Origin of the sequence: Bradyrhizobium sp. MOS003 (genome assembly GCF_003020125.1) — a bacterium.
In the GTDB taxonomy this organism is placed as follows: Bacteria; Pseudomonadota; Alphaproteobacteria; order Rhizobiales; family Xanthobacteraceae; genus Bradyrhizobium.
Genome location: NZ_PYFW01000001.1, coordinates 1,907,511 through 1,920,017, shown reverse-complemented (window position 1 = coordinate 1,920,017; position 12,507 = coordinate 1,907,511). Strand labels below are relative to the sequence as shown.

At 64.5% G+C, this 12,507-nt stretch carries 18 protein-coding genes; 11 read left to right on the top strand and 7 right to left on the bottom strand.

Annotation, left to right across the window (positions count from 1 at the left end):
* The first annotated feature begins 44 nt into the window (after positions 1-44).
* The 3 genes from C7G42_RS09280 (at position 45) to C7G42_RS09270 (ending at position 2,005) form a co-directional block, all read left to right on the top strand.
* Positions 45-812: an SDR family NAD(P)-dependent oxidoreductase gene (locus C7G42_RS09280; RefSeq protein WP_106948606.1), complete on the top strand. Its 768-nt coding sequence runs from the start codon at positions 45-47 to the stop codon at positions 810-812.
* 184 nt (positions 813-996) lie between these two features.
* Entirely contained in the window at positions 997-1,245 is a 249-nt protein-coding gene (locus C7G42_RS09275) for a helix-turn-helix domain-containing protein (protein WP_094977837.1), read from the top strand.
* 199 nt (positions 1,246-1,444) lie between these two features.
* Entirely contained in the window at positions 1,445-2,005 is a 561-nt protein-coding gene (locus C7G42_RS09270; protein WP_106948605.1) for a collagen-like domain-containing protein, read from the top strand.
* A 42-nt stretch (positions 2,006-2,047) separates the two neighbouring features.
* Here the strand turns inward: C7G42_RS09270 and C7G42_RS09265 are convergent, their stop codons facing one another.
* Both C7G42_RS09265 and C7G42_RS09260 read right to left on the bottom strand, forming a co-directional pair.
* Positions 2,048-2,269, bottom strand: coding sequence for a hypothetical protein (locus C7G42_RS09265; protein ID WP_106948604.1), 222 nt, complete (start codon positions 2,267-2,269; stop codon positions 2,048-2,050).
* 99 nt (positions 2,270-2,368) lie between these two features.
* Positions 2,369-2,635, bottom strand: a complete 267-nt coding sequence (locus tag C7G42_RS09260) for a DUF2277 domain-containing protein (RefSeq protein ID WP_018318604.1) — start codon at positions 2,633-2,635, stop codon at positions 2,369-2,371.
* 129 nt (positions 2,636-2,764) lie between these two features.
* On the opposite strand from C7G42_RS09260, the gene C7G42_RS09255 reads away from it, so the two are divergent.
* The 4 genes from C7G42_RS09255 (at position 2,765) to C7G42_RS09240 (ending at position 5,448) form a co-directional block, all read left to right on the top strand.
* Positions 2,765-3,838, top strand: a complete 1,074-nt coding sequence (locus C7G42_RS09255) for an alpha/beta fold hydrolase (RefSeq protein ID WP_106948603.1) — start codon at positions 2,765-2,767, stop codon at positions 3,836-3,838.
* A gap of 148 nt (positions 3,839-3,986) precedes the next feature.
* Positions 3,987-4,340 (top strand): hypothetical protein, encoded by a 354-nt coding sequence (locus C7G42_RS09250; protein ID WP_106948602.1) that lies wholly within the window; start codon positions 3,987-3,989, stop codon positions 4,338-4,340.
* Between the two features lie 41 nt (positions 4,341-4,381).
* The gene (locus C7G42_RS09245; RefSeq protein WP_106948601.1) at positions 4,382-4,795 is read left to right on the top strand and encodes a DoxX family protein; all 414 of its coding nucleotides are present in this window, start codon (positions 4,382-4,384) and stop codon (positions 4,793-4,795) included.
* 50 nt (positions 4,796-4,845) lie between these two features.
* On the top strand, positions 4,846-5,448 hold the full coding sequence (locus C7G42_RS09240; protein WP_106948600.1) for an MSMEG_1061 family FMN-dependent PPOX-type flavoprotein: 603 nt from the start codon (positions 4,846-4,848) through the stop codon (positions 5,446-5,448).
* 167 nt (positions 5,449-5,615) lie between these two features.
* Here the strand turns inward: C7G42_RS09240 and bfr are convergent, their stop codons facing one another.
* The 3 genes from bfr to C7G42_RS09225 all read right to left on the bottom strand — a co-directional run bounded on the left by bfr (position 5,616) and on the right by C7G42_RS09225 (position 6,967).
* The gene (gene bfr, locus C7G42_RS09235) at positions 5,616-6,104 is read right to left on the bottom strand and encodes a bacterioferritin (RefSeq protein WP_027529403.1); all 489 of its coding nucleotides are present in this window, start codon (positions 6,102-6,104) and stop codon (positions 5,616-5,618) included.
* A gap of 132 nt (positions 6,105-6,236) precedes the next feature.
* Positions 6,237-6,509 carry a (2Fe-2S)-binding protein gene (locus tag C7G42_RS09230; RefSeq protein ID WP_094893810.1) on the bottom strand — a complete coding sequence of 91 codons (273 nt, stop codon included), beginning with the start codon at positions 6,507-6,509 and terminating at the stop codon, positions 6,237-6,239.
* A gap of 161 nt (positions 6,510-6,670) precedes the next feature.
* Entirely contained in the window at positions 6,671-6,967 is a 297-nt protein-coding gene (locus C7G42_RS09225; RefSeq protein ID WP_106948912.1) for a hypothetical protein, read from the bottom strand.
* 131 nt (positions 6,968-7,098) lie between these two features.
* Here C7G42_RS09225 and C7G42_RS09220 point away from each other — a divergent pair, with 131 nt between their 5' ends.
* Entirely contained in the window at positions 7,099-7,422 is a 324-nt protein-coding gene (locus C7G42_RS09220; RefSeq protein ID WP_106948599.1) for a hypothetical protein, read from the top strand.
* A gap of 237 nt (positions 7,423-7,659) precedes the next feature.
* Complete coding sequence (locus C7G42_RS09215; protein ID WP_028179902.1) at positions 7,660-7,944, top strand: hypothetical protein; 285 nt, start codon at positions 7,660-7,662, stop codon at positions 7,942-7,944.
* An 80-nt stretch (positions 7,945-8,024) separates the two neighbouring features.
* On the opposite strand, the gene C7G42_RS09210 is transcribed toward C7G42_RS09215, so the two are convergent.
* Together C7G42_RS09210 and ettA are read right to left on the bottom strand one after the other, a co-directional pair.
* Positions 8,025-9,251, bottom strand: a complete 1,227-nt coding sequence (locus C7G42_RS09210; protein ID WP_106948598.1) for a lytic murein transglycosylase — start codon at positions 9,249-9,251, stop codon at positions 8,025-8,027.
* Positions 9,252-9,258: 7 nt separating this feature from the next.
* Complete coding sequence (gene ettA / locus C7G42_RS09205; RefSeq protein ID WP_106948597.1) at positions 9,259-10,908, bottom strand: energy-dependent translational throttle protein EttA; 1,650 nt, start codon at positions 10,906-10,908, stop codon at positions 9,259-9,261.
* Positions 10,909-11,140: 232 nt separating this feature from the next.
* Here ettA and C7G42_RS09200 point away from each other — a divergent pair, with 232 nt between their 5' ends.
* Entirely contained in the window at positions 11,141-11,356 is a 216-nt protein-coding gene (locus C7G42_RS09200) for a hypothetical protein (RefSeq protein WP_094977266.1), read from the top strand.
* Between the two features lie 131 nt (positions 11,357-11,487).
* Complete coding sequence (locus C7G42_RS09195; protein WP_106948596.1) at positions 11,488-12,450, top strand: D-2-hydroxyacid dehydrogenase family protein; 963 nt, start codon at positions 11,488-11,490, stop codon at positions 12,448-12,450.
* Positions 12,451-12,507 lie beyond the last annotated feature (57 nt).

Genomic DNA, 12,507 nt, shown 5'->3' with positions numbered 1-12,507 from the left:
TAGCGTTTCGTGAAACTTCGAAACGAAATCGGGAGGAATATGTCATGGCATTGCTCGCAAACCATATCGCCGTCGTCACCGGGGCCGGCTCCGGCATCGGCCGCGCGATCGCCGCCGGCTATGCCCGCGAGGGCGCGCAAATGGTGCTGCTCGACGTCAACGCCGACACCGTCGCGGAGGCGGCCCAGGAGATCCACAAGGCGGGCGGCAAGGCCGAGAGTTTTGCGCTCGACGTGGTCAGGCGCGAGGATTGCTTCGCGCTGGCCAGCCAAGTCGCCGACAAGGTCGGGCAGGTCTCGATCCTCGTCAACAATGCCGGCATCACCCGCCGCAACGCCTTCACCGCCGAGACCGAGACGGTGGCGAAGGACTGGAACGACATCATCTCGCTCAACCTCAACGGCGTCTTCAACGTGACGCAGGCCTTCCTCGCACCCTTGCGCGCGAGCAAAGGCCGCATCGTCAACATCGGCTCGATCCAGTCCTTCGTGCATCTGCGCACGCCGAGCTCGGCGGCCTATACGACCTCGAAGCACGGCGTGCTCGGCTTCACCAAGGCGCTCGCGGCCGAGCTCGGCAAGGAAGGCGTGCGCGTCAACGCGATCGGGCCGGGTTTCATCGAGACCAACATCAACGCCAATGTGCGCGCGACCAATCCGGCGCTGGTGCAGGCCTTCGTCGACCACACCCCGCTGGCGCGCACCGGCAAGCCCGAGGATATCGTGGGTCCCGCGATCTTCCTGGCCTCGGATCTGTCGGCCTATGTCACGGGAACGATCGTGATGGTGGACGGCGGCTACCGCACGGTGTGAGGGCCATCACTGAGCCGCCGCCAATCGCGGCGGCTTCGCGGCTTTCCCGAGGTCATCTGGTGCGATCGGCTTTGGTTAACCTCTCGTTAACCAAAGCCGCGCACCGTAGATCTACGGCTTGGGGGTCGTTTGTTCTCGATCCGCTTCCAACGGTGGCAGCGGGCGTTGATCGGGGAGTATGTCGATGACCACTGTTCATGTCGCCGCGTCCGAACCGGGCGCACAATTCCTCGCCCCTCACCAGATCGTGCCGCTGCTGATCGGCGCCACCGTCGACGAGGTCGAGCGCGAGCTCGTGCTCCAGACGCTCGCGCGCTGCGACGGCAACCGCACCCGCGCATCGCGCGTGCTCGGCCTGTCGGTGCGCACGCTGCGCAACAAGATCAGGATCTACGCGGCGTCCGGCATCGACGTGCCCGCCTATCAGGATTAGCGTTCGAGGACGCGCCGCTGAATCAGTCCGCCGATGATGACCGCAAGCGCGACCATCGCAGCAGCTGGCCGCACCATCGATGACACAGCGGCGCATGCCGCCGATTCATGTTGATCAAGCGTGGTGAGCTGTCCCGGCGGAATTGCTGCTGTCGTCAAACGCCGCTAAGTAGCTTGCTTCCGGTCAAGGGAGCAGCGGCGTGGCAGACGAACAGAAGCGGCAGGGACCTCAGGGTCCGCGCGGACGGCAGGGCGAGCCGGGACGGCCGGGACCGCAGGGTCATCCGGGCCGACGCGGACCCGATGGCGCGCGCGGCAAGCCGGGGCCGCAGGGCAAACCGGGGCCGATCGGAAAGGCAGGACCTCAGGGCAAGCCCGGTCCGCAAGGCAAGCAGGGCGAGGTTGGCCCGCGCGGCGCCGCCGGCGCGCAGGGTCCTGCCGGAGCGCAAGGACCTGCCGGACCGCAGGGGCCGGCGGGGCCGCAAGGCCCGCGCGGCGAGGCGGGGCCGGCCGGTCAATTGCCCTCGATCGAACAGGTGCTGCCGTGGCTCGAGCAGCTGTTCGACGCCTGGGACGAGCGCCGCCGCAAGCGCGAGCGCGACGCCGCCGAACGCGAGGCACTGGAGGCCGCCGAGCGCGCCGCGCTGGAAGCCGCGGTGCGGGAGACCGACGAGGAAATGCTCGACGGCGAGAGCGACGACGCCGAAGGCGACGAGCAAAGGAAGAAGAAGAAAAAGAAGAAGCACGGCCACAAGGATTAGTGGCTTCGACGCGCTGCAGCGCGTACGGGACGCGCTGGAGGATCAAGACGCCCTGGTGGAATCGTCCTTGTGCGGCAGCATGCCCATGCGCTCGAACTGCCAGCGCATGGCGCGATACCAGAGATAGCCGACCGCTGCGCCGCACAAGGCCAGGATCACCACGTTCGCGCTCGAGAACGAGCCGCTCCACCACATCATCCACGCGGTCCATAGCAGCGTGAAGACGATGGCACCTGCTTTCAAGGGAAGAAGGGGGCGGCTCATGGTCCTGCTCCGGGCTGTCAAAAACCCCGGAAGCCATCATCGCAGAGCGTGGCGCCTCATTCCGTGAGCCAAATCACAGAAACGCGAAGCTGCAGCCCCTTAGCCAAATCGCAGCCGCGAGCGCTCCCTGGCCCTTTCCGCCTCGACCTCGCGGTCGCGCGCCGGCGCATGGGTGTGCAGCGAGGTCAGGAGATTTCGCGCGGCCTGCGAGACCTCGGCCACTGCGCGGTCGAACGCCGCCTCGTTGGCCTGCGACGGCTTGTTGAAGCCGGACAGCTTTCGCACGAACTGGAGCGCGCTGGCGTGGATCTCATCCTCCGTCGCCGGCGGCTCGAAGTTGAACAGCGTCTTGATGTTGCGGCACATGCAGGGGCCTCCTCCGGATGTTTCCTTGAAGACGATCGACGGAGCCAAAATCCTACATCCGTCCGCGCAGTTCTGCTAAGTTCCGCCGCAACGCGGCCGCCGACCATGAGCCGCACTGGGGAGAGAAACATGAGGGCTTGCTACGCCGTACTGTCAGCTGTCGTCCTGACCTTTTCGACGCCGGTCTTCGCCGCCGATTATCCGGCACTCAGGCAGGGCGACTGGATCGCCAGGGACTTCAAGCTTCACACCGGCGAGACCATGCCGGAGCTGAAGCTGCACTACACCACGGTCGGCGAGCCCTCAGGCCAACCGGTGCTGGTGCTGCATGGCACCGGCGGCTCCGGCACCGGCATGCTGGGACCGACATTCGGTGGCGAGATGTTCGGTCCGGGTCAGCCGCTCGATGCCACCAAATATTACATCCTTCCTGATGGCATCGGCCACGGCAAATCGTCGAAGCCCTCCGACGGGATGAAGACGGGTTTCCCGAAATACAATTACGACGACATGGTCGAGGCGCAGTATCGCCTGGTGACGGAAGGCCTCGGCGTCAAGCATCTGCGGCTTGTGATCGGCAATTCGATGGGCGGCATGCACACCTGGCTATGGGGCGAGAAGTATCCGACCGCGATGGACGCGCTGGTCCCGATGGCCTCGCAGCCGACCGAGATGGCCTCGCGCAACTGGATGATGCGGCGGATCATGCTCGACACCATCCGCAACGATCCCGACTACAATGGCGGCAATTACACCAGCCAGCCGCGCATGATGAAATACGCAGCCACCGCCTATGGCATCGCCAGCATCGGCGGCACGCTGGCCTATCAATCGCAGGCGCCGACCGCGGCCAAGGCCGACAAGATCGTCGATGAACGGCTGGCGACGCCGATCACGGCGGACGCCAACGACTTCGTCTACCAGTGGGAATCCTCGCACGACTACAATGCTGGCGATAAGCTCGAAGCCATCGAAGCATCGCTGCTGCTGATCAATTCCGCCGACGACGAGCGCAACCCGCCCGAGACCGGCATCACGGACGCGGCCATGAAGCGGGTCAAGAACGGCCGCCTCTATTTGATCCCGGCGAGCGCCGAGACGCGCGGCCACGGCACCACCGGCAATGCGAAATTCTACAGCGAGCAGGTCCGGCAATTGCTGGAGAGCACGCCGCAGCGAATGATCGAATCGGCACGCCGCTGATTTTGCATCGCATCATGTGCGGCGCCTCGGAGCCGCATATTATTTGGGCATGCAATGCGCCGACAGCTCGGGCTTAATCGCGTCAACGATGGAATCGACGCGGGCAAGACGCGCGCGCGAATAGCAGGACGCGACGAGGAGGGATCGCATGCACAGGCTCGCACTGTGCGTCTGGCTGGTCGCGATGACGGCGCTGACCAGCGCCGCACTCGCTTTCGACAACGGTCAATACGACCACGTCCCGCCCGACATCCGCGCATGGTTCAAGAGCGTCATCGCGCCAAACGGCGTTCCCTGCTGCGACGTCTCCGACGGGCATCGTACCGACTACGACGTGCGCGGCGGCGCCTATTGGGTGCCGATCGAAGGACAATGGATGGAGGTTCCCGAACGCGCCATCATCCGCGATCGCGGCAATCCGGTCGGCCAGGCCGTGGTGTGGTATGTCCACCACCGTGGCGCCATCATCATCAGTTGCTTCGTGCCGGCGGACGCAGTCTAGCGCACGATGGCGTCCTCGTTCCGCGCGTGCTAGTTCGAGGAATGGCGTCCGAACCCGACCGCAGGCGCGCGGTGATGCGCTTCGCTCTTGCCGCACTCTATATCGCTGCCGGGTTTGCGCATCTGGCCATCCCCGCCAAGTTTCTCGCGATCACGCCGTCCTGGGTTCCGTTCCCGATAGAGGTCATTCTCGTTGCCGGCGTTTGTGAAATCGCGGGCTCGATCGCATTGCTGACGACGCCACTGCGCCGGTGGGCAGGCGTGGCCCTGGCGCTCTATGCGCTTTGCGTTTGGCCGGCGAACATCAAGCACGCGCTGGAGGGCATCGACCTTCCGCCCATCCCCAACAGCTGGCTTTACCATGGACCGCGCCTGATGCTTCAGCCCGTGCTGATCTGGTGGGCACTCTACTGCGCCGACGTGATCGCATGGCCATGGCGGCGACAAAGGGGATAGCGGGGCGGCCGGAGAATGATAGTCTCGGCGCGTCAATCAAGGAGACCTTCGTGACCCAGCTTCGCGCCGAAGACCTCGCCACGATCTATGCCGAGCCAAGCCCGCGTGTGATCGCGAAAGCGCGGCCCGCGATCGATGCGCATGCGAAGAAGTTCATCGAGATGTCGCCGTTCTGCGTGCTCGCGACGTCGGGCGCGGACGGCAGCGTCGATGCCTCGCCACGCGGCGGCGGCATCGGCTTCGTCCACGTCGCCGGCCCCAACCAGTTGTTGATGCCGGACCGCTCCGGCAACAACCGGATCGACAGTTTTCGCAACGTCGTCGAAGGCTCGGGCTTCGTGCATCTGTTGTTCTTCGTGCCCGGGATCGACGAGACTCTACGCGTCGGCGGACGCGGCACGCTGTCGGCCGATTCGGATCTGCTCGCCGCAATGGTCGAATTCGGCAAGCCGCCGCGCGCGGTGCTGAATGTCGCCGTCAGCGAGGTCTATTTCCACTGCGGCAAGGCGCTGATGCGCTCGAAGCTATGGTCGCCCGAGAAAGTGGAGCGTTCGGTGATGCCCAGCATCGTCACGGTCGTTCACGAACAGACCGGGCTTGGAGAGCCCGCGAGCCAGGAGGCCGTGGAAGAGATCTACAAGACGCAGTTGTAGGTGGGGCGTCGTCCCGCGCACGACTTCATGCCAGGGCTTGTCCCGCCTGCGCGGCCGAAGCGGCTTCGGCGAGGCGAAGGCCCGGGCATCCACGTCTTCGTTGTGCGGCAACACGTAGATGGCCGGGTCTAGCCCGGCCATGAGGAATGGAGGGAGCGGGCCGGAGCTTAGTGCCCCTCGCCCTCGAGCCCGCCAACATGCTTCTGGGTGTAGAGTTCGAGGCCGATGCGGCCGATCAGGTCGAGCTGGGTTTCGAGGAAGTCGATGTGGTGCTCCTCGTCGCTCATCAGCTTCTCGAACAGGTCACGCGTGACGTAGTCCTTGACGCCGTGGCAGTAGGTCGCCGCTTCCTGGTAGAGCGCACGCGCGCTCATCTCGGCGGCGAGGTCGCACTCGATGATTTCCTTGACGTTCTGGCCGATGCGCAAGGGATCGAGCACCTGCATGTTCGGAAAGCCGTCCAAGAACAGGATGCGCGCGGTGAGCTTGTCGGCATGCTCCATCTCCTCGATGGACTCCTTGCGCCAGACCTTGGCCATGTCGAGGAGGCCCCAATTGTCGAGGAAGCGGTAGTGCAGCCAGTACTGGTTGATCGCAGTCAGTTCGTGACGCAGTGACTTGTTGAGATAGTCGATGACTTTTGCGTCGCCCTGCATGGTTCACTCCAGCTCTTGCAGTCCAAATCGGCACTAACCGAATTTAGAACGCTTCTAAGTCAGTTTACGAATGAGGGCAACTGGCTACACAGACGCAGCCGGGGAAAAGCTCAGCCATGGCTGGCGGAAGATTCAACAGGCCGCGAGGGCGAACTGGGCGGGCTCAGCCGCCTCATCATTGGCAGCCACGGTGTGGTTATGCGGGCAGCCCGAGCAGCAGGATTGAGCGCAGGGGCCGAGGGCTTCGTCGATGATGGTCTTGATCGTCCGGGCGCAGCGACCGCATTCGGCGCTGCAGCCCAGGCATCCATAGACCTGCTTGGCATGGCGCACGGCGTCGTCGGACTCGGCGACGGCGGCGCGGATATCGTCATCGCTCAGCACGTTACAGGAACAAACGATCATGGAACCGGCAGGCCCTTCGGTGATGCGTCATCATCGATATTTAACGGGCCGGCCGGATGCAAAAGGAAAAAGCGGTATTTGAAGCTATTCCAAACTGGCCCCGAAGCAGCCTAGAACGGCTCTAAATTTCAGTGTTGCGCTGGATCAAGATTGGAGGAGATCTAATCGCCGCCGCCTCCCCCACCGTCGCCGCCGCCTCCGCAATCGCCGCCACTATCGCTGCTGGAACAGCTGCCGTTGTCGGTCGCGTTGCCCGAACTGTCACTGGAAAACCAGCTTCCCAGTGAGAAGCCGTCATTGCTCCCCGAAGAGGTGGCGCCGCCGCTGCTGCCATCGCCGCCCGCCCCCGCGCGGGAGCGCCGCTGGCCGCGGTTCTGGAGATGGGCGACCAGTCCGTAGCCGATCGCGGACACGACCCCGGCGGCAATCAATGCATTGACCATCGCGCTACCCATCATCGTCTCCAAGCCGAGCTGCGACCGATATCGATTGGTCGCGCCCGGCAAAGGCGCCGTTCATTGATCATTCAAACGAAGTATGGAACTCTGCCCCAAAGCGTTCCCGCGTGTTTGTACGAAAGGTCAAGCCAATGAAGAAGTCGCTCCTGGCGGTCGCCGCCGTCGCCACCATGGCCCTTTCGGCCGGAACACCGGCCCATGCGCAGCGTGGCGTCGCGGCCGGCGTGGCGGCCGGCATCATCGGCGGCGCCATTGTCGGCGGCGCGCTGGCCTCTCCGTATTATTACGGACCCGGCCCCGGCTATTACGAGCCGGGCTATTACCCGCCCCGCTACTATGCGCCGGCGCCCGGCTATGTCGCCGACGGCTATTACGGCGGCGGCTGCGTCTGGCAGAAGCATCGCTTCTGGGACGGCTATGCCTGGCGCGTCCGCCGCGTTCGGGTCTGCGGCTAACGCGCCTCGAACCGGTTCACCGCGACGCGCAGCTCTGGACCGGTTCACTACGGATGCGCCGTTCATCTCAGAGCCCGAAAAAGACCGCTTTTTCTCGTCACAGCTCCGTGTGCGTTTACCGTGGGTTGACCAATTGCGCGCTTCCTAGCTGCACGGCCAATTCCACCAGCGTGTGTGAACCTTTGAAACCCGGGCGCCTCTAACAAGAGGAACCCATCTCCCAGGAGAGCCAAGAGCATGAAGAAGACTTTGGTTGCCGCCCTCACGGTTGCGACGGTCGCCGGTTCGCTGGTGACAGCAACCCCGCCGGCGAAAGCCGGTGACAACATCGGCGCCGGTATCGCGGCCGGCCTGATCGGCGGCGCGATCGTCGGCGGCGCCATCGCGTCGAGCCGGCCCGCCTATGGCGGCCCGGTTTACGTCGCCGAGCCCGGCCCGCCGCCCCCGCCCTGCTACTGGCAGCGTCAGCGTTATTGGGACGGCTACGGCTGGGTCGTTCGCCCGGTTCGCGTCTGCTACTGATCCGATCGCACCGGCGCTCGTGAGCGTCGCGATCGAAGCCCGGCCGAGCATCTCGGCCGGGCTTTTTCTTTGCTCTCGCGCTATCGCGCCGCCTGGATCGCGCGCAGCACCTCTTCGCTCGGCCAGCAGTCGACCTTGAGGCCCGCCGACTTCTGATAGGCGCCGAGCGCGGCGCGCGTCTGCATGCCGGCCTTGCCGTCGATCTTGTCCTTGTAGAGCCCGGCGCGCGTAAGCCCACGCTGCATCGTCTCGACGTCTTTCGTGCGCAATTGCTTCGAGGCCGCCCAGGGCATTGCGAACGGCAGCGGGCTCGTCATGCGGTCGGCCAGGTGCCCGACGAACAGCACATAGAGGTCGGAGAAATTGTATTCCTTGATGACGAAGTAGTTCTTCGTGGTCAGGAATGACGGGCCGTAGATGCCCTCCGGCTGCAGCAGCGAGGCCGGCTGCGCCTGTTCGGTGGCGCTGAGCTTCTGACCGCGCACCGGCACGAAACCTTCGCGCAGCCACTGTCCGATCGGCTTCGTCACCTCCGGCACGCCGGTGGTGCAATCGACTTTAGCCGGCGCCTGCACCTCGTAGGCCCAGCGCACGCCGCTCTGCCAGCCCTTGTTGACGAGCTGTTGCGCGGCCGAGGCCAACGCATCCGGCACCGAATGCCAGATGTCGATGCGTCCATCCCGATCGAAATCGACGCCGTGCTTGTAATATTCGGATGGCAGGAACTGCGTGAGCCCTGTGGCACCTGCCCAGGACGAGCGCATGTCCTTGCGCGTCACCACGCCCTCACTGAGGATCTTCAGCGCGAGGATGAACTCGGTGCGGTATTGATCCTTGCGGCGCCCGACATAGGCCTGCGTCGCCAGCACGCGAACCAAATCGTAAGGTAGCGTGTAGCGGCCATAGTCGGTCTCGCGGCCCCAGATTGCGAGCATCACGGTCGCGGGCACGCCGGACTTGTTCTCGATCTCGCTCAGCGACGCGCGATATTTCTGCAGCAGCCGTTGCCCCTCGCCGGCAAGCCGCGCGATCGAGGCTTCCTTGACGTAGTCGGCCGGCACCTGCACGAACTCGGCCTGCGAAGGCGCACCTAGCGCGGGGCGGCCGGGCAGGATCAGGTCAGGCAGCTTGTAATCCGGCTCGAGCCCGCGCGTCTGTTCGTCGAACGTCTTGCGCGAGACGCCTTCAGCCTCCGCCTCCGGCCAGAGCGAGGCGATGAACTGCGTGAAGGCGGCATCGGCCGCGCGGGCGGACGACCAGCCGCAGGCGACCACGATCACCGCAGCGATGAGCGCCCGCCGCATCATGCCGACATCACCGCGTCAGCTTCTTGTACTTCACGCGGTGCGGAATGACGCTGTCCTGGCCGAGCCGGCGCATCTTGTCCTTCTCGTAATCCTGGAAGTTACCTTCGAACCATTCGACATGGCTGTCGCCTTCGAAGGCCAGGATGTGGGTCGCGATACGGTCGAGGAACCAGCGATCATGGCTGATGATGACGGCGCACCCGGCGAAATCCTCCAGCGCCTCTTCGAGCGCGCGCAGCGTGTCGACGTCGAGGTCGTTGGTCGGTTCGTCGAGTAGCAGAACGTTCGAACCCGACTTCAGCATCTTGGCGAGATGTACGCGATTGCGTTCACCGCCCGAGAGCGCGCCAACCTTCTTCTGCTGGTCGGCGCCCTTGAAGTTGAACGCCGAGCAATAGCCGCGCGAGTTCACTTCCTTCTTGCCGAGCAGGATCAGCTCGTTGCCGCCGGAAATCTCTTCCCACACGTTCTTGTTGCCGTCGAGCGCATCGCGCGACTGGTCGACATAGCCGAGATGCACGGTCTCGCCGACCGTGATGGTGCCTGAATCCGGCTGCTCCTGCTTGGTAATCATCTTGAACAGCGTGGTCTTGCCGGCGCCGTTCGGTCCGATCACACCGACGATGCCGCCGGGCGGCAGCTTGAAGGTGAGATTGTCGATCAGGAGGCGATCGCCAAAACCTTTGCTGAGACCTTCGAAGTCGACCACGTTGGCGCCGAGCCGCTCGGCGACGGGAATGATGATCTGCGCGGTCTGGGTCTGCTTCTCGCTCGCCTGCTTGAGCAGATCCTCGTAGCGCTGGTAGCGCGCCTTGGACTTGGCCTGCCGTGCTTTCGGCGACGAGGCGACCCATTCCTGCTCGCGCGCGAGCGTCTTCTGGTGCGCGGCGTCCTCGCGGCCCTCCTGCTCCAGCCGCTTCTGCTTCTGCACCAGCCAGGACGAGTAGTTGCCTTCGTAGGGAATGCCCTTGCCGCGGTCGAGTTCGAGAATCCAGCTCGTGACGTTGTCGAGGAAGTAGCGATCGTGGGTGACGATCAGGATCGCGCCGGGATAGTTACGCAGATGACCTTCCAGCCACGACACGGATTCCGCATCGAGATGGTTGGTCGGTTCGTCGAGCAGCAGCAGCTCTGGCTGGTCGAGCAGCAGCTTGCACAGCGCGACGCGGCGGCGCTCGCCGCCGGAGAGCTTCGTGACGTCGGCATCGTCAGGCGGGCAGCGCAGCGCGTCCATGGCCTGGTCGACCTTGCTGTCGAGATCCCAGAGGCCCTGGGCCTCGATCTCGTCCTGCAGCTTGGTCATCTCGTCGGCGGTTTCCTCGGAATAGTTCATCGCCAGCTCGTTGTAGCGATCGAGGATGGCCTTCTGCTTGGCGACGCCCAGCATGACGTTCTCGCGCACGTTGAGTGCCGGATCGAGATGCGGCTCCTGCTCGAGATAGCCGACCCGGGCGCCCTGGGCGACCCAGGCCTCGCCGTTATATTCCTTGTCGAGGCCAGCCATGATCTTGAGCAGCGTCGACTTGCCCGAGCCGTTGACGCCGAGCACGCCGATCTTGGCGTCCGGGTAGAACGACAGATGGATGTTATCGAGCACCTTGCGGGTCGGGTAGCTCTTGGTCAGGCCCTGCATGAAATAGATGAACTGGCGCGCCATGGGTCCCGTGACACCTTCAATTTGAGGAGATTTGCTGCCGCCGATGTAGCGATCCCGCCCCCAAAGGGCAATGTTTTCCGTCCGTTCACCACGGATGAATACGGAACGGACACCATCCGGGCCAGATCCGGACAATTGAAACCATCTTTTAATCAATCAGGCCGAATGCTCGGTCTCGCGCGGCAACAGCGCCACCCGCTCAGAACAAGCGAGAGCATAGCGAGACAGCGTCATGGCTCTGATCGACACCCATTCACTCCCTGTTCCGGCCGAAGCCGGCAGCTCCTCTGCGCTCGGCTCGGAGATCAAGGGGTTCTTCAAGCGCTTCTTCGCCACCGCCTTCAATCCCTACCGGCCCGAACTGCACTACATGCGCGGCCCCGGCCCCGCCTGGCGCGCCAAGCACGGCATGAACGCGCCGTTCCGCCTGAAGCCCCGCGACCTCTGAGCCCATCTCCTGCTATCGGAGTTTTGAAGGCGCGAGCGGCTTGCGCGCTGTCCTGATTGCGCGCAACCATGGCCTGGTTTCGACGATGGCGCGCGCCCAGCGCCGTCCCCTCTCGCTATGGATGACCACCGATGAGCCGGCTGCGCTGTGCAATTCTCGACGACTATTTCAACCTCGCGCTCGACGTCGCTGACTGGCAGAAACTGTCCGACCGCCTCGATGTCACCGTGTTCAGCCATCCCTTCGCCTCCGGGCAGGCCGCGGCCAGCGCGCTGGCCGATTTCGACATCATCTGCGCGATGCGCGAGCGGACGGCATTCCCGACGAGCCTGTTCGACAAGCTGCCCAAGCTGAAGCTGCTGCTCACCTCAGGCATGCGCAATGCCGCGATCGACATGGAAGCCGCGAAGGCGCGCGGCATCACCGTCGCAGGCACGCAATATTCGCGCGATCCAACGGCGCCGCTTACCATGGGCCTGATCCTGGAGCTGACCCGCGGCATCGGCCGCGAGAACGCGCGCATGCATGCCGGCGAGCCTTGGCAGACCTTTGCCGGCGTCGAGATCGAGGGCATGACGCTCGGCATCGTCGGGCTCGGCAAGCTCGGCAGCAGGATGGCCGGGATCGCCAAGGCGTTCGGCATGAACGTGATCGCCTGGAGCCCGAACCTCACGCCGGCGAAATGCGAGGCTGCCGGGGTCGGATATGCCACCAAGGAGGAGCTGTTCGCCAAGGCCGATATCGTCACCATTCATGTGGTGCTGAGCGAGCGCTCGCGCGGGCTGGTCGGCGCTGCCGATCTGGCGCGGATGAAGCCGACAGCCTTTCTCGTCAACACCGCGCGCGGGCCGATCGTGGACGAGCAGGCGCTGCTGGAAGCGTTGCAGCAGCGCAAGATCGCGGGCGCCGGCATCGATGTGTTCGCAGTCGAGCCGCTGCCGGTCGACCATCCCTTCCGCAAGCTCGACAATCTCGTGCTGACGCCGCATCTCGGCTACGCCACCGAGGACGGCCTGCGCATCCATTACGGCCAGATGGTCGAGGCGATCGACGCCTTCACCGGAGGCGGTGAGCTGCCGCGCAAGCTGGCCTGAAACGAGGAAGGGCGCGCCGGTGGCACGCCCTTCGCAATTCTGAATTGTCGGTCGACG

Bases quoted from the DNA above. Each gene is read 5' to 3' on its own strand.
- C7G42_RS09230 (WP_094893810.1), bottom strand. From the start codon at position 6,509: ATGATCGTTTGTTCCTGTAACGTGCTGAGCGATGACGATATCCGCGCC.
- C7G42_RS09280 (WP_106948606.1), top strand. From the start codon at position 45: ATGGCATTGCTCGCAAACCATATCGCCGTCGTCACCGGGGCCGGCTCC.
- ettA (WP_106948597.1), bottom strand. From the start codon at position 10,908: ATGGCGCGCCAGTTCATCTATTTCATGCAGGGCCTGACCAAGAGCTAC.
- C7G42_RS09245 (WP_106948601.1), top strand. From the start codon at position 4,382: ATGGCGTCCGAACCCGACCGCAGGCGCGCGGTGATGCGCTTCGCTCTT.
- C7G42_RS09265 (WP_106948604.1), bottom strand. From the start codon at position 2,269: ATGAGCCGCCCCCTTCTTCCCTTGAAAGCAGGTGCCATCGTCTTCACG.
- C7G42_RS09260 (WP_018318604.1), bottom strand. From the start codon at position 2,635: ATGTGCCGCAACATCAAGACGCTGTTCAACTTCGAGCCGCCGGCGACG.
- C7G42_RS09220 (WP_106948599.1), top strand. From the start codon at position 7,099: ATGAAGAAGTCGCTCCTGGCGGTCGCCGCCGTCGCCACCATGGCCCTT.
- C7G42_RS09225 (WP_106948912.1), bottom strand. From the start codon at position 6,967: ATGATGGGTAGCGCGATGGTCAATGCATTGATTGCCGCCGGGGTCGTG.
- C7G42_RS09210 (WP_106948598.1), bottom strand. From the start codon at position 9,251: ATGATGCGGCGGGCGCTCATCGCTGCGGTGATCGTGGTCGCCTGCGGC.
- C7G42_RS09255 (WP_106948603.1), top strand. From the start codon at position 2,765: ATGAGGGCTTGCTACGCCGTACTGTCAGCTGTCGTCCTGACCTTTTCG.
- C7G42_RS09250 (WP_106948602.1), top strand. From the start codon at position 3,987: ATGCACAGGCTCGCACTGTGCGTCTGGCTGGTCGCGATGACGGCGCTG.
- C7G42_RS09215 (WP_028179902.1), top strand. From the start codon at position 7,660: ATGAAGAAGACTTTGGTTGCCGCCCTCACGGTTGCGACGGTCGCCGGT.
- C7G42_RS09195 (WP_106948596.1), top strand. From the start codon at position 11,488: ATGAGCCGGCTGCGCTGTGCAATTCTCGACGACTATTTCAACCTCGCG.
- C7G42_RS09275 (WP_094977837.1), top strand. From the start codon at position 997: ATGACCACTGTTCATGTCGCCGCGTCCGAACCGGGCGCACAATTCCTC.
- bfr (WP_027529403.1), bottom strand. From the start codon at position 6,104: ATGCAGGGCGACGCAAAAGTCATCGACTATCTCAACAAGTCACTGCGT.
- C7G42_RS09200 (WP_094977266.1), top strand. From the start codon at position 11,141: ATGGCTCTGATCGACACCCATTCACTCCCTGTTCCGGCCGAAGCCGGC.